Annotated in this window: 14 protein-coding genes and 2 pseudogenes; 10 read left to right on the top strand and 6 right to left on the bottom strand. The window is 61.9% G+C overall.

Features of this window, described 5'->3' with window-relative positions; all coding sequences use genetic code 11:
* The 6 genes and pseudogenes from YU3_RS38220 to YU3_RS0133335 all read left to right on the top strand — a co-directional run.
* Nucleotides 1-509, top strand: a 509-nt coding sequence (locus tag YU3_RS38220; RefSeq protein WP_036260152.1) for a CoA transferase subunit A, incomplete at its 5' end; no start/stop codon positions are given.
* 14 nt (nucleotides 510-523) lie between these two features.
* Entirely contained in the window at nucleotides 524-1,153 is a 630-nt protein-coding gene (locus YU3_RS0133355; protein ID WP_027170226.1) for a CoA transferase subunit B, read from the top strand.
* 49 nt (nucleotides 1,154-1,202) lie between these two features.
* A complete protein-coding gene (locus YU3_RS0133350) occupies nucleotides 1,203-2,384 on the top strand; it encodes an acetyl-CoA C-acetyltransferase (protein WP_036260212.1) in 1,182 nt (393 codons plus the stop codon).
* Between the two features lie 18 nt (nucleotides 2,385-2,402).
* Nucleotides 2,403-2,897 carry a UPF0262 family protein gene (locus YU3_RS0133345; RefSeq protein WP_027170224.1) on the top strand — a complete coding sequence of 165 codons (495 nt, stop codon included), beginning with the start codon at nucleotides 2,403-2,405 and terminating at the stop codon, nucleotides 2,895-2,897.
* 307 nt (nucleotides 2,898-3,204) lie between these two features.
* A pseudogene (locus tag YU3_RS38215) lies at nucleotides 3,205-4,563 on the top strand (Glu/Leu/Phe/Val dehydrogenase).
* A 384-nt stretch (nucleotides 4,564-4,947) separates the two neighbouring features.
* Nucleotides 4,948-5,169, top strand: a complete 222-nt coding sequence (locus YU3_RS0133335) for a hypothetical protein (protein WP_027170223.1) — start codon at nucleotides 4,948-4,950, stop codon at nucleotides 5,167-5,169.
* Between the two features lie 348 nt (nucleotides 5,170-5,517).
* On the opposite strand, the gene YU3_RS0133330 is transcribed toward YU3_RS0133335, so the two are convergent.
* Nucleotides 5,518-6,414, bottom strand: coding sequence for a LysR family transcriptional regulator (locus YU3_RS0133330; RefSeq protein WP_027170222.1), 897 nt, complete (start codon nucleotides 6,412-6,414; stop codon nucleotides 5,518-5,520).
* A gap of 330 nt (nucleotides 6,415-6,744) precedes the next feature.
* Between YU3_RS0133330 and YU3_RS38210 the strand changes: the two genes are divergently transcribed.
* The 4 genes from YU3_RS38210 (at nucleotide 6,745) to YU3_RS38200 (ending at nucleotide 12,343) form a co-directional block, all read left to right on the top strand.
* The gene (locus YU3_RS38210) at nucleotides 6,745-8,151 is read left to right on the top strand and encodes a VOC family protein (protein ID WP_051334201.1); all 1,407 of its coding nucleotides are present in this window, start codon (nucleotides 6,745-6,747) and stop codon (nucleotides 8,149-8,151) included.
* Nucleotides 8,151-11,231 carry an FAD-binding and (Fe-S)-binding domain-containing protein gene (locus tag YU3_RS38205; RefSeq protein WP_156913692.1) on the top strand — a complete coding sequence of 1,027 codons (3,081 nt, stop codon included), beginning with the start codon at nucleotides 8,151-8,153 and terminating at the stop codon, nucleotides 11,229-11,231. The genes YU3_RS38210 and YU3_RS38205 overlap by 1 nt, the downstream gene beginning before the upstream one ends.
* Complete coding sequence (locus YU3_RS0133315; protein ID WP_156913691.1) at nucleotides 11,209-11,529, top strand: hypothetical protein; 321 nt, start codon at nucleotides 11,209-11,211, stop codon at nucleotides 11,527-11,529. Before YU3_RS38205 ends, YU3_RS0133315 begins: the two co-directional genes overlap by 23 nt.
* A gap of 91 nt (nucleotides 11,530-11,620) precedes the next feature.
* The gene (locus YU3_RS38200) at nucleotides 11,621-12,343 is read left to right on the top strand and encodes a site-specific integrase (RefSeq protein ID WP_084508490.1); all 723 of its coding nucleotides are present in this window, start codon (nucleotides 11,621-11,623) and stop codon (nucleotides 12,341-12,343) included.
* Nucleotides 12,344-12,358: 15 nt separating this feature from the next.
* On the opposite strand, the gene YU3_RS41980 is transcribed toward YU3_RS38200, so the two are convergent.
* The 5 genes and pseudogenes from YU3_RS41980 to YU3_RS0133295 form a co-directional block, all read right to left on the bottom strand.
* Nucleotides 12,359-12,829: a tyrosine-type recombinase/integrase gene (locus tag YU3_RS41980; protein ID WP_348631206.1), complete on the bottom strand. Its 471-nt coding sequence runs from the start codon at nucleotides 12,827-12,829 to the stop codon at nucleotides 12,359-12,361.
* A 9-nt stretch (nucleotides 12,830-12,838) separates the two neighbouring features.
* The gene (locus YU3_RS41975) at nucleotides 12,839-13,264 is read right to left on the bottom strand and encodes a hypothetical protein (RefSeq protein WP_245273735.1); all 426 of its coding nucleotides are present in this window, start codon (nucleotides 13,262-13,264) and stop codon (nucleotides 12,839-12,841) included.
* On the bottom strand, nucleotides 13,264-14,496 hold the full coding sequence (locus tag YU3_RS0133300; protein ID WP_245273734.1) for a tyrosine-type recombinase/integrase: 1,233 nt from the start codon (nucleotides 14,494-14,496) through the stop codon (nucleotides 13,264-13,266). Before YU3_RS0133300 ends, YU3_RS41975 begins: the two co-directional genes overlap by 1 nt.
* A 146-nt stretch (nucleotides 14,497-14,642) precedes the next feature.
* Nucleotides 14,643-14,836, bottom strand: a pseudogene (locus YU3_RS41970) (transposase zinc-binding domain-containing protein); the annotation flags it as partial.
* Nucleotides 14,837-14,848: 12 nt separating this feature from the next.
* On the bottom strand, nucleotides 14,849-15,163 hold a 315-nt coding region (locus tag YU3_RS0133295), incomplete at its 5' end, for a tyrosine-type recombinase/integrase (protein WP_027170219.1).

Raw genomic sequence — 15,163 nt, 5'->3', positions numbered from 1 at the left:
TGCTGCTCAAGACCAAGCAGATCAGGAAGATGATCTCCTCTTATGTCGGCGAGAATGCCGAGTTCATGCGCCAGTATCTGAGCGGGGAACTGGAACTTGAGTTCAATCCGCAAGGGACGCTGGCTGAACGCATGCGGGCCGGCGGCGCTGGCATCGCCGGCTTCTACACCAAGACCGGCGTGGGGACCGTCGTGGCAGAGGGCAAGGAGCACAAGGTCTTCGACGGGGAAACCTATATGCTTGAGACCGGCATCGTCGCCGACCTGTCAATTGTGAAAGCCTGGAAGGCAGATGCCTCGGGCAACCTGGTGTTCCGCAAGACAGCGCGCAACTTCAACCCGCCGGCTGCCACGTGCGGCAGGACCTGTGTCGCCGAAGTCGAGGAGATCGTTCCCGTCGGCAGTCTGGAGCCTGACCAGATCCACCTGCCGGGGATCTATGTGCATCGCCTAATTGAGGGCAAGCACGAGAAGCGCATTGAACAGCGCACGACGCGTGCTGCGGCTTGAAGGGGAGGTGACAGATGGCCTGGGACAGGGACCAGATGGCGGCGCGGGCCGCGCGCGAGCTTGAGGACGGCACCTATGTCAATCTTGGCATCGGCATTCCGACGCTCGTCGCCAATCATATTCCAGACGGCATTCACGTGACGCTGCAGTCGGAGAATGGCTTGCTTGGCATCGGTCCATTCCCGACCGAGCACGAGATCGACGCCGACCTCATCAATGCCGGCAAGCAGACGGTGACGGCGCTGCCGCATTCGGCCTTCTTTGACTCTGCCCAGAGCTTTGCGATGATCCGCGGCGGCAAGATCGCAATGGCGATCTTAGGCGCCATGGAAGTGGCCGAGAACGGCGACCTCGCCAACTGGATGATCCCCGGCAAGCTGGTCAAGGGCATGGGCGGCGCGATGGATCTTGTCGCCGGCGTGAAACGCGTCATCGTTGTCATGGACCACACCAACAAGGCCGGGGAATCGAAGGTGCTCAAAGCCTGCACCCTGCCGCTTACGGGTAAAGGGGTGGTCGACCGTATCATCACAAACTTGGGCGTTCTCGATGTGGTCGAGGGCGGGCTGAAGCTCGTCGACTGCGCCGATGGCGTCACTGAGGACGAACTCCGCGCCGCAACCGAAGCAACGATCGTCACCTGAGGCGGGTGTGCTGGCTGCAGCCGCCGGTCCCAAAATAGAGGGTGCGATTATGACCAAAACCTCCATCGTCATTGCCAGCGCCGCGCGCACGGCCGTAGGCTCCTTCAACGGTGCCTTCGCCGCCACGCCCGCGCATGAGCTCGGCGCCGTCGTCGTCAAGGAACTTTTGGCGCGTGCTGGTGTCGAGGCTGGCGAGGTGGACGAGGTCATCCTCGGCCAGGTGCTGACCGCGGCGCAAGGCCAGAACCCGGCCCGCCAGGCCTCGATCCTGGCCGGCCCGCCCAAGGAGACCACCGCCTGGGGCCTCAACCAGGTCTGTGGTTCGGGCTTGCGCGCCATCGCGCTCGGCATGCAGCAGATCGCCACCGGTGACGCCAAGGTGATCATCGCCGGCGGCCAGGAATCGATGTCGCTGTCGCCGCACGCCGAGCACTTGCGCGCCGGCGTCAAGATGGGCGACTACAAGATGATCGATACCATGATCAAGGACGGGCTGTGGGACGCCTTCAACGGCTACCACATGGGCAACACCGCCGAGAACGTCGCCCGCCAGTTCCAGATCACCCGCGATGACCAGGACCAGTTCGCGCTGGCCTCGCAGAACAAGGCCGAGGCCGCGCAGAAGGCCGGCAAGTTCAAGGACGAGATCGTCGCCTTCACCATCAAGGGCAAGAAAGGTGACACGGTTGTCGATCAGGACGAATACATCCGCCACGGCGCCACGATCGATGCCATGACCAAGCTGAAGCCGGCCTTCGACAAGGACGGCACGGTGACCGCCGCCAACGCTTCCGGCATCAATGACGGTGCCGCCGGCGCGCTGCTGATGAGCGAAGCGGAAGCCGCCAGGCGCGGCATCACCCCGCTGGCGCGCATTGTCTCCTGGGCAACCGCCGGCGTCGATCCGGCGATCATGGGCACCGGACCCATTCCCGCCTCGCGCAAGGCTTTGGAACGGGCCGGCTGGTCGGCAGGGGATCTCGACCTTGTCGAGGCCAACGAGGCATTCGCCGCACAGGCCTGCGCCGTCAACAAGGACATGGGCTGGGATCCCGCGATCGTCAACGTCAATGGCGGCGCCATCGCCATCGGCCACCCGATCGGCGCCTCGGGCGCCCGCATCTTCAACACGCTGGTCTTCGAGATGCGCCGACGCGGCGCCAAGAAGGGACTGGCCACCCTGTGCATAGGCGGCGGCATGGGCGTCGCCATGTGTGTCGAACGAATGTAGCGGAGCGGAGCAGAACCGATGGGCGCCGCTGAGTTCCGGCTCTGTCAAGTGTCGCTTGAACGTTCTTTTGGTGGCAGTAGCGACGTGCGAGTAGAGCGTGAACAAGCAATTGCAATCCGCGACCTCCTGGAAAGTAACACTTTCATTCCAGGCGGACACGACGGTGGACCTTGCCGCCTCAGCATCGCACTCGCAGACGCACACCTGGCGCTGCACATCGGTACCGAAAAGGGAGCGCACGTTGTGAGCCACTTTCTGTCACTAGCTCCGTTCCGCCGGCTGACCAAGGATTACGCATACATTTGCGAAAGCTACCACCGTCCCATCGCTTGGCCCGGCCCTGAAAGGCTGGAGGCGATCGAAATTACTCGGCGCGCCATCCACAACGATGCTGCCGAACTACTGAGAGAGCGTCTCTCATCGAAGGTGAGCGTCGACAAAGACACCGCTCGTCGGTTGTTCACGCTGATTTACGCCCTCCTAGTGCGCAATGCCTCCAGCGCATTGTGTTGAGCTGAAAGGGCACTCACAGCACCCCAGACCGGCGAAACAAAGGACATATCGAAAGAATTCACTCCAGCCAAAGCGTTTGTGGTCCCGGCCAGCCTTGCATTGTCTGCAGACTGTAATGTGACCGCACTGCATTCCTAATCGTGAGCGTCGAGCATACAGAAGGAGGATACCCGAGTTGTGTGTAGAAATGTCATCAGTACGTCATTGGGGCGAGGCGGGCCCTGCGACGACCCCGGCAAGCGCGGTTCAGCTGGAAGCCTGTGCCTCGAGTTTTCTGCAGAGTGTTGGCCAGAATTTCCGCCACGCCATGTCGTTCCTCGATCTACAGGAGGGGCTTGCCGAGCGGATCGTCCAGTGCAACTCGACGTACACGGTACGTTTCGGCGTCAGGCTGCGCGGCCGGATGTACAGCTTTGTCGGCTGGCGCTCGGTGCACAGCGAGCATTGCGAGCCGGTCAAAGGCGGTATCCGCTTTGCGCCTGATGCCGATGCAGAGGAGGTGGAGGCGCTCGCGGCGCTGATGACGCTCAAATGCGCGCTGGTAGATGTTCCGTTCGGAGGTTCGAAAGGAGCACTCAAGATCGACCCGCGCGAATGGACGCCGCAGGAACTCGAGCGCATCACCCGGCGCTTCACTCAGGAGCTCACTAAGCGCGGTCTAATCGGTCCCGGCCTCAACGTGCCGGCTCCAGACGTGGGCACAAGCGAGCGAGAAATGGCGTGGATGGCCGACGAGTTCCGTCGTGCCAACCCGACCGACGTGATCAACGTACGTGCCTGCGTCACAGGAAGCCGCTCTCCAAAGGCGGGATTGCCGGCCGCACGGAGGCGACGGGCAGGGGCGTGCAGTTCGCCATCCAGAGCTATCTTCGGGATGCCCGTACCATGGGGATTGTTGGAGAACGGCGCGACCTCAAGGGCGCATCCGTAATTGTTCAAGGGTTCGGCAATGTCGGCTATCACGCTGCCAAGTTCCTCTCCGAGGACGATGGCGCGCGAATCATCCTCATTGCCGAGCGCGACGGATATGTCGCCAATCCGGAAGGTCTTGCGATAGAGGCGCTGAAGCAGCATCAGCTGCGTACCGGCAGCATCCTGGGATTTGACGGAGCAACTTCATTCGCCGGAGACATGACGGGTCTGGAACAGCCCTGCGACATCCTCATCCCGGCGGCGATGGAGAATACCATTCACGTCGAGAATGCCGCGCGCATCAAAGCACATCTCATCGCCGAAGCCGTCAATGGCCCGGTTACTTTCCAGGCCGATCAAATGCTGCGCTCAGGAGGAGTGACCGTCCTTCCCGATCTCTACGTCAATGCTGGTGGCGTGGTCGTCAGCTACTTTGAATGGGTGAAGAACCTGACCCATATTCCGTTCGGCCTGATGGAAAGACGGCGGCGGGAGCGACGCAATCACACGATTTGCCACGGCTCTTGAGCGGATGACCGGCCAGCCATTTCCCGCCGACATTCGCGATGAATTCCTGGAGGGCGTTGCCGAGATCGATCTCGTCCGGTCCGGCCTAGAAGATGTCATGCGCAGCACCTGGTCGCGTATTGCCGACCTGCTTGAGGAGCAGCCGGACCTCGGCGACTACAGGACGGCCGCCTACGTCGCTTCCATTCGCAAGGTCGCTGACGCATACGAGGCCATTGGCATTTAATCCCAGAACGTTTCAAGGCACAGACGAACTTTATCCAGCCAATGGGAGGGGCGATTTCTCGGGTCCGGCACCGTTTCTGTCGGCGCAATCCATAAGCTCGGTTTCGACTGCTATGCCTACCTTAACAGCCAGCCAGTGCTACCTACGCGATATCGAACTACCCGAATGAGCGGCAACAGCGCTATCTGGAACGCGACTATAGGAATGTCGATTCAGTCGTCACGACCGTGCGGTTAAGATGGAGGCCTTCACGTGGGCGGCCGACAGCCCGAGAAGGAATTGTCTGGCTGAGTTTGCAATTTCTGAATTTCTCTGCTGAGGCAGGCGATTGTGGCTCCGGTCGGGCATTGCTGTCCCGATCCGGGCGGCGTTTGGCCACCGCCGATGATGACGGTCGCATCGCACAAGCTGTCGCTGTCGCTGGAGCGCGACATCGATAAGTTTGCGGCAGCGACCGCCTTTGCTCTCTCCAGCGCTTCAGCTCTTGTCGTTGTTTATCAGCGATTTTCGACCGTCGTCGACAGGGGCCGAGCCGACGGCGAGAGAGTACAGGTCGAACTCACTGCCAGGCAGGCCCTTTGCCTCAAATGGTCGGCAAATCGATGAGAGCAATCGCGGTGCTCGAGGGCATGCCCTTCGCGACGATGAACATTCACCTGAATAATGCTGAGATGTCGCTTCATGACTGTATCCGGATGTCAAAACGGCCGATTTATCCACGAAACACTACGTGAACAAGATCTACAGCACCGAGATTGGAAGCTAGACAGGTCACGCCCCATCCCGCATTTTGCAGTTCCTGATCTGCTTGCCGGCGGCAAGAGTTTTCCTGCTTAAGGATGTATCCGCCAGAAAGAAATCGAGCTCGGCGCATTCCTCGTTGGGGCAGTGACAAAGCGCGTCGACCGCGCTCTCGCGGCCTGATAGGACGGTTGCTCCTGAATGTGAGCAGCCTCACCGGTCCGCTGCAGTTTCCGCGACGAGCCAGTTCCGGAATGCGACGAGCGGGGGGTGTTTCTCGCGCTCGTGCGGCCAAGCCAGGTAATAGGCCTCTGCGCTTTTCATCGGCAAGTCCAGAGCAGGTACGAGATTACCGGTGGCAAGCTCGTCCTCGATCAGGAACTGCGGCAGCAAGCCGACTCCCATGCTGGCGATTGCTGCCTGCGCAGCCGTCGCGAACTGGTCAAACAGCATGCCAGGAACGGGCTGGGTGGCCTCGCCGTTCATCGCGAACCATTTTTCCCAGGCCTTCGGGCGCGTGGTCAGGTGGAGAAGCGGGGCCTTTTTCAGATCGATCGGATATCCGAACTGATGGAAGTTGAGCAGTTCTTGGCTACACGCCGGAATCACGATCTCCGATCGCAACAAAGTCAGATCGCCTCCCGGCCACTCCGCGGTGCCAAAATGGATCGCCGCGTCGATCGGCTCAAGGCGAAAGTCGAACGGAGATAATTTGGTAACGAGATTGATGGTGATACCAGGGTTTGCAGCGAGAAAGCCGGGCAGCCGAGGTGCCAGCCAACGCGTGCCGAAGGTCGGTAGGATTGCCAGCGTGAGCGTGCCACCCAAAGGGTTGGTTCGAAGCATAAGGGAGGCAGCACTGATCTTGCGGAGGCTTTCCCGGATCTCGCGGGCGTAGACCTCGCCTCCGCCCGTGAGGCGGATTGTTTGCCGTTCGCGGTGGAATAGCTCCACACCAAGCTGTTCTTCCAGCATCTTGATCTGACGGCTGACAGCACTTTGCGTCAGCGAGAGTTCCCTTGCCGCGGAGGTTACGCTGCCGGTACGTGCTGCCGCCTCGAAGGCCATCAACAGGGAAAGCGACGGCACAAACCGCCGAACACTGAGCATGTCATTCCAATCCTGCATCACCTACACCTTGACCTCCGCTGAAGTGCAAGTCTCCTTGCCGGCGCTCCGCCCGACATAGCGGCCGAGCACAGCTCTCGTCCTTGCCTGACTTGTGCATCGCCGAACTTGGCTGCCTGCCTTGGCGTCGTCAAGAGATACAGAGTGCATCTCATTCCAATGAGGAATGAACTCATGAACAGATGTCGATATCGAGGACAGCCGAATGACGCTCTGATCGCACCCTGATCACCGGAGCGGCTCCGGTGGCTTGCTTCGGATTCCCGACAACGGACGAGATTAACCGTGAACGCTCCTGTAAATCCCCGCAGCATCCCTTCGCAGAAAGTTCATTCCGACGAGATCCGGTCGCTCTTCTCGATCGCCATGTCGAATATGTACCGTGCCGAGGTACCGCAGTATGGTGCTCTGGTCGACCTTGTGACCGAAATCAACGCAGCGACACTGGCCAAAGACCCCGAACTAGAGCAGATACTGCGGCGCAACGGCGAACTGGACCGACTTAGTGTCGAGCGTCACGGCGCCGTTCGGCTCGGCACTCCGGAAGAGCTCTTCAACATCCGCCGGGTCTTTGCGGTGCTCGGCATGCATCCGGTCGGCTACTATGATCTTTCGGTCGCTGGCGTGCCGGTGCATTCAACAGCCTTTCGCCCTGTCGAAAACGAGGCTTTGCGTCGCAATCCGTTTCGCGTCTTTACCTCGCTTCTTCGCCTCGAGCTGATCGAGGACGAAGCGCTCCGCAAGGAAGCAGCGCGCATTCTGTCGGAGCGGCAGATCTTCAGCCCTCGAACTCTCGAGCTCGTCGAAGTCTTTGAGGCCGAAGGCGATCTTGACCAAGACCAAGCCGAGGAATTCGTGCGCGAGGTTCTGGAGACCTTTCGATGGCATAGTGATGCTACAGTGACGTTGGCCACCCACCTCAAGCTGCACTACGCCCACCGTCTGATTGCGGACGTGGTGAGCTTCCGCGGGCCCCACATCAATCACCTGACGCCCCGCACGCTAGACATCGACGCCGTGCAAGTTGGCATGCCAACATGGGGCATCACCCCAAAGGCCGTGATTGAAGGCCCGCCGCGTCGCAACTGCCCGATCCTGCTTCGGCAGACCAGCTTTAAAGCACTTGAGGAGCGGATCGAGTTCAAGGCCGAAGACGGGGGCTCGGTTGAAGGAACGCACACAGCCCGCTTCGGCGAGATCGAGCAGCGCGGCGTGGCGCTCACCCCGAGGGGCCGCGCGCTTTACGACGAGTTGCTGGCCTCGGTTCGTCGCGATGTCCAGGTGGGCGCAACAGGCTCTCGTGCCGGTGATTACGAAAGCGAACTGGCAGAACGGTTCAAGGCGTTTCCCGACAGCTGGAGCGACCTACGCGATCAGCGGCTCGCCTACTTCCGCTATTCGCCGACCCCGGAAGGTCTTGCCACCATCACACGGGAGACGATCCTCCCTGCGCTTGATGAGCTTGTCGCTCGCGGCTACCTGCGTTTTGATCCTATCATCTATGAAGATTTCCTGCCGGTCAGCGCGGCAGGCATCTTTCAGTCGAATCTTGGCACGGATGAGCAGCAGAACTATGCCGAAAGCTCGAACCGTCAAGCATTCGAGGAAGGATTGGGAGCGAAAATCGCCAACGAGCTCGACCTCTATGCCAAGGTCCAACAGGATTCGATCGCCGACGCATTGGCGCAACTGAGAGAGGCGGCAGGCCCGACGCAGTGATGGAAACGCGGCGGAGCGGACATGGGGAGGCGACCGATATTTCGCCGTTCCTAGAGGCACTGGTGCGCTCTGGCTACCGCGGAGAGATCGCGCGCGATCTCGCCACCCGAACCGTCTTCGCCACAGACAATAGCATCTATCAGGTCATCCCGCAGGTGGTCCTTTATCCGCGTGAGGGAAATGACCTCGACCGCGTCATCGCTCTTGCCGCTTCAGGGGCGTTTGGGCGAGTTCCGCTTTCGGCGCGTGGGGGAGGAACCGGCACTAACGGGCAGTCGCTGACCTCCGGCGTCGTCATAGACACCTCGCGCCATTTAAACAGAATCGGCACGTTGGACGTGGAAGCCGGCACGGTGACCGTAGAGCCCGGCGTCGTCCTTGACCAGCTCAACGCCTTTCTGAAGCCGTACGGTCTGTTCTTCCCGCCGACCGTCTCGACCGCCTCGCGCGCGACCCTCGGCGGCATGGTCGCGACGGATGCCTCTGGGAAGGGATCGCGGATCTACGGAAAGACCTCCGATTATATCGAGGCGATGGATGTCGTCCTCGCCAATGGTGAGATGGTTTCAATCAAGACCCTGGAACCGGCAGCCCTCGCCGGGGTGGCCGCGCAAGACACGCTTGCCGGACGCATCCATCGGGAGGTGCATCGCGTCGTCACCGAACGGCGCGACGTCATTCGCGACATCTTTCCCGAGATGAACCGCGGCCTCACTGGCTATAACCTCAAGAACGTGCTTGACGAGAATGGCCGATTTCGGCTCCAGTATTTGCTGGCCGGTTCTGAAGGCACGCTTGCCATCACCAAGCGCCTGACCCTGCACGTGCGCCGGCTTCCTGCTTGCCGCGCCGTCGTCGCCATTCGCTACGCCTCCTTCCAGACCGCGCTGGGCGACGTCCAGCGGCTGCTCGCCGCAGATCCGGCCGCGATCGAAATCCTGGACGATAAGGTGCTCTCCCTCGCCAGGGAAGATGCCATCTGGAACGATATTGAGAGCGTTCTCGGGGGCACCAGCGCGGCGCAGGTGTGCGGCCTCAACGTCGCCGAATTCGTCGCCGATAGCGCGGAAGAACTGGAGTCGAGGGTTGAGCGTTTGTTGATCCTCCTCGCGGAGGCTCCGGATGTCGCCCTCGATTGGACGGTCGTGCGCAATCCAGCGCTTGTCGGCCGTCTTTGGTCATTGCGCGAGAAGTGCGTCGGCTTACTCGGACGGTTGGGCGGCGATCGGCAAGGAACCGCCTTCGTAGAAGACGCGGCAGTGCCACCGGAGAATCTTCCCGATTTCGTGGCTGAGTTCCGCGCAATCCTTGACAGCCATAACCTGACCTACGGCATGTTCGGACATGCGGACGTTGGATGCTTGCATGTGCGACCGGCGCTCGACATGAAGGATCCGGCGGATGCCGCTCTCATCCGCCCGGTCTCAGATGCGGTTGCCGCGCTGACGAAGAAATACGGCGGCTTACTGTGGGGCGAACACGGCCGTGGGTTCCGCGGCGAATACTCGCCCTTCTTCTTTGGTCCGGAGCTTTATCAAGAGCTCTGCCGCATAAAGGCAGTGTTCGATCCGCACAACATCTTCAACCCGGGAAAACTTGCAGCGCACGACGGCATCAGTCACATCGACCGCATCGATGAAGTACCCCTTCGTGGCGCGTTCGACCGGGCCATCGCGCCCGAGTATGCCCGCCGCTTTGACCGGGCGCTTGCCTGCAACGGCAACGGCGCTTGCTTCAACTGGGATGCGGACGATCCGATGTGTCCCTCTTACAAGGCGACGCGTGATCGCAGACAGTCGCCGAAGGGACGGGCGGCGCTGCTGCGCGAGTGGACCAGGTTACGCAGCGAAGCGGAACGCGGTGAGGAGGCAGCCGCCTTGCCCGCCATCGAGGACGAACTCCACGCCTCTCTCATGACCTGCTTGTCCTGCAAGGCCTGCTCGAGCCAGTGCCCGATCAAGGTCGACATTCCCGCGATGAAGGCGCAGTTCCTAGACGCGTATCACCGTCGTCACCGACGCGGTCTGCGCGACCAACTTGTTGCGTGCATGGAGGCGGCCATTCCGATCGCACGACGCGTTTCGTGGCTCGCCAATCCACTGCTTCGCGCCGCCTCGTTCCTTCGGCTCACCAAATACGTGGTCGGCCTCGTCGACCTGCCGGCGCTCATACCGGCGCGTGGAGCCATAATCCCTTCCGATGCGCACATCCGCACTTGGTCGCGTCTTTCTGTCGATGTGAAGCAACGGACTGTGCTTCTCGTTGAGGACACCTTCACGGGCGCTTTCGATGGCGATACCGTCCATGCAGCGCGCGATCTCCTGACGGCTCTGGGCTACGAAGTTCATCTCATCGCGGCGCGGCCCAACGGCAAGCCCCTGCACGTTCTCGGAATGCTTGACCGCTTCTCTCAGGTCGCGAGTTCGGCACGAGCCTACCACAACCGACTGCTCGACACAGGCCTGCACGTCATCGGCATTGAACCTGTCACCGTGCTTATGCATGAGCTCGAGTACCGAACGGCTGCGTCCGACGGAGGCGATTGCCGTACACCGGTGCGCTCGCTTCAATCCTTTCTTGCTATGGAGATTCAGGCCGGCAAGATTGCCGCCCGGGAGCCGCGATCCGAGATCCCGTTGTATTTTCTTTTTCTCCACTGCACCGAGAAGACCGCCAATCCGCGCGCCGTCGAGGAGTGGAAGCGGGTCTTCGCGACCCTCGGTCTTCGCCTCGAAACACCCTCTACCGGATGTTGCGGAATGGCGGGCCTGTTCGGCCATGAACGGGAGCATGCTGCGCTATCGGAACAACTCTTCGTAATGAGTTGGGCGGCGGGACTCGCCGGCAAGTACAAAGGCCACGTTCTTGCCACCGGCTTCTCCTGCCGATGCCAAACCAAGCGGTTCGCCGGCTTCAGGCCGCGCCACCCGGCCGAAGCCCTTCTCGATCATCTGCGGGGCGGGGCATCCACACTGCCTCCGCTCTATCCGAGACGTCTTCACAAGATCGGATCGCAGATCCTTGCCCTGTCGCCGCTTGATACCCGGAGGAAAGACCATGACATCCCTTGCAATCGATAGAACCATGACATTGCTTGCTGACGAGGTCGCCGCGATTCTCGGCCGCCGCGGCGTCGATGCCGCCGCCATGACCGCTGGCGATCTCTCCGCAATATCCAATCTCCGGCGAGACGCCCGGTGGCCTAGGAAGTCAGCCTATGCCGTAACCGCCGATGTCGGCCGTCGAAAGCGCGTGTTCGGAGTCCCTCGAGTGTCAATTGGTGCCCACGCCGAAGCCGGCGAACTGATCCGCCGGCTTGGCGAGGAGCTAGAGCGGGATGAGATTTGTAAGAGTCGTGGGATTGAACGAAGCCGCTGACGCGGCATTTGGTGCGGGGGTTTGCGGATGAGGCTTCTGTTTTGAAGGATTGCGGCTGTTGAAGCGCAATCTTGAAAACAGGAGATGAGAGATGGCCGAGTTGAGCCCTCTGCGCCGGCGCATGATCGAGGACATGACGATCCGCAATCTGTCGCCGGCAACGCAGCGATCCTACGTGCACGCGGTGGCGAAGTTTTCCCGGTATTTCGGCCGCTCCCCCGAGCGGCTTGGTCTTGAGGACGTCCGCACCTTTCAGGTGCATCTGGTCTCGACCGGGATCTCGTGGCCGGCGCTGAACCAGACGGTGTGCGCGTTGCGGTTCTTCTACGGCGTGACACTCGGCCATGCCGAGATTCCGGAACGGATCGTCTATGCCCGCTCGCCACGCACGCTGCCGGTGGTTCTCAGCGCCGACGAGGTCGTCCACTTCCTGGAGGCAGTGCCGAGCCTGAAGACGCGCACGGCGCTGACGACGGCCTACGCAGCGGGTCTTCGCGCCTCGGAGACCGTCGGGCTGAAGGTCGGCGATATCGACAGCGGCCGCGGCGTCATTCGGGTCGAGCACGGCAAGGGCGGCAAGGACCGCACCGTGATGCTGTCGGCGCAGCTTCTGCGCATCCTGCGCGTCTACTGGCGGCTGGCAAAGCCGCAGGGCTGGCTGTTTCCCGGCCGGAACGCAACCCGTCCCATCGACGTGCAGGTTCTGTATTCGGCCTCTCGAACAGGAGTTGGAAGCTCTGGGCATAGGAATCGCACGTGTGTCGGCTGGCACCCCGCTGATGGACGAGTGTTTCGCGCAGGAACGCTTCGATGAGGGGAGCGATCGGTATCACGCTCGCCTCTCATCCGACATGAACGCTTCTCCCGCCACGGCGATGTCGCGCACGAGGTCGGCGGTTGCCTCCAGGTACCAGTAGGTGGCGTAGACGTTGACGTGACCCATGTACGTCGCGAGCGCGACCATATGCGTACCGCATCGGTTTCGGCCCGTCGGACTGCCTTGTAGCGCCCGCACCGCGAACGTGTGCCGCGGATCATGCAGCCGAGGGCGCCGCGCCGACGTTGGCCGGATGCCAACTTTGCAGACCAGCCTGTCGAAGGTCTCTTTGACTGCGAAGTAGCGCAGTGGCCGGCCACGCGTATCGGCGAACACGGGATCATCTCCCGAGCTAGGTCCGCGGCGCTTCAGGTAGCGTTGCAAGCCTGCCGCCGTCGTATCGTGCAACGGCACCAGACGGGTCTTGCGGAACTTGGTCTCGCGGATCAGCAGACCGTCGCTCGTTATGTCCGCGAACGTCAGCTTGAGTGCTTAGGAGATGCGCAGCCCCGTGGCCGCGAGCAGGGCGACCAAGGTCGCATACGTCAGCGAGCGCAGGCCTCCTTGAGGTCGAAGCCGGCCGGCGGCTTCGATCAGGCGACCGATCTCCGTGTCCGAGTAGATGTGCGGCGGTCGACGTCTTTTGCAGGCGCCGAAGTGATTGGCCGGGGGCAACTCGTGCCGGACATCTTCGACGCGGATATGACGTGCGAAGCGGCAGACGGCCTTCAGTCGAGCATCGCGTTGCGCAACGGATGGTCCGAGCGCGGCCCAATCGATGGCTGTTTGCGTTTGGACATACGCGTGCCCGCGCTCGACCGCGAAGGCGGCGAAGCTCTTGAGCAGGTACTCGGCATTCGACATCGCAAAGCCTGTGGCACGGCGCAGTGCAAGATAGGTCTCGATGGTGTTCAACATCAGAGTGCCTCCGGCCAAGGCTGCGCCACCTGCTTCAGAAGAGTGACATCGGCTTTGGCGTAGTGGGCCGTCGTGTCGATGCCACGATGCCGGAGGACTAGCCCGATCTTGTCGAGCGGTACGCCATGGCGCAGCATCTCGGTCGCCGCGGTGTGCCGCAGGGCGTGCGCACCCTTGACGGGCGTCACGACGCCAGCCCGCTTCATAATGCGCCTGACCACCGAAGAGACGCCGTCGCCGTTCCGGAACGGGCGGCTGGGCGCGATCGTGCTCAGGAACACGCGATCACTTCGACAGCACGACGGTCGACATTCGAGATAGGCAGCGATCGCATCCCCGACGTCCTGGGGCAGCGGCAAGCGAATCTCATAGCGCGACTTGCCCGTGACCCGCAGCGAACCCGCCTGCCACTCGATATCGAGGAGACGGAGCTGTGCCACGTCGCCGGCCCGCAGGCCGAGGCGAGCCAACAGTAGTACGATGGCGAGATCCCGCCGGCGCGCGCCGGCATCACCATCGCAGGCAGCAATCAACCGGCTGACCTGTTCGCCCGACAGATATCGCGGCATCTCGGCAAGCTGCCAATGGGCGTAGGCCGGAACGGCATCGTCGAGACCGGCCCGGCAGTGCTCTTGAACGGCGAGGTAGCGCAAGAATGCCCGCAGGCTCGTGGTCATCTTCTCGATGGTGCCGCGCCCGCATGTGCTCGCGCGCTTCATGAAGTAGCCGCGGATATCGGTGGGGCTCCAACGCGTCGGGTCCGTTCCAAGTGCTGCCATAATGCTGGCTGCATCGCGCGCGTAGAACCTGATGGTCGCATCGGATGCCCCGCGATGCTTGCTGAGCCATGCTTTGAAGCCGACGACCAATTGCGGTTCGGCAGGCCGCATCGCCGCGACCGCGGGCTTGCACACGCCTATTTCTTCGAGGTGCCGACGGAAGAGCCTTGCGCCGTAGATGGTGTGATGGTTGCGGCGGCCTCCCCTGGCGCGCGGACATCGGCACGTTCGCAGATGCTGTTCGAACGCCGCCAAATCGATGTCGCTCACGCTTGCATCGCGCTCTGCCATGACGTGGCCGACATGAGCTGCCGCACGCAGATAGCGTACGGCCGTCTCGGGGCCGTAGCCCTGCCGTTCGAGCGCTGCGGCGAAGCCATCCAGATATGGCCTGCACGGCCCGCTGCGCAGATGCCCCAGCATCTTCGACGCAGAGAAGTAGGTCTCCAACATGTTCGTCCCCCTTTGTGATCGGCCATCAGCGGCCGAGCAGACGGGGCAGCATCGGCGCCATGTTATGGAGAGTGAGAAATCGACGATTCACAGGAAAATACTCACACCGCGGCCGCCAGCTCCCCATTACTAAATCTGCCCATAAGACAGGAATTGTAGGCCACGCGGATCGCCCCGCAGGATCGGCAGCCCTCGACATGCCGCCGAGCTCGGCCGTCCGGCAGAGCTCGATCGCGCTCATCACACGCCGCTCGACGCGTCCGAGATGACCGTCATGGGCCTGTCGATACGCCTCGCCATGGCGGCCGAAGATATCCGCCACCTCCAGTCTCGCCGACATGGGCGGAACCGGTCAGCCCGGCGGCACCACTTCGATGTTCAGCCTGTCGAGCGGGCTCGTCGTGCGCCGGATGAGGCCGTTCGAGACCTTGGTGTAGCGGGCCGTCGAGGAAAGATTGTTGTGGCCAAGCAGCACCTGGATGATGCGGATATCGGTGCCGTTCTCGAGCAGATGCGTGGCGAAGGAGTGCCTGAGCGTATGCACCGTCACCCGCTTGTCGATGCCGGCGGCGGCGCGCGCCGAGCGGCAGGCCGAATACAGCACCTGCACGTCGATGGGACGATTGGGGTCGCGGCCGGGAAACAGCCAGCCCTGCGGCTTCGCCAG

Origin of the sequence: Mesorhizobium sp. WSM3224, assembly GCF_000427725.1 — a bacterium.
Taxonomy (GTDB): Bacteria; Pseudomonadota; Alphaproteobacteria; order Rhizobiales; family Rhizobiaceae; genus Mesorhizobium.
Note: the sequence above shows the minus strand (reverse complement) of the source record. Positions and strands in the feature narration are given on the sequence as shown.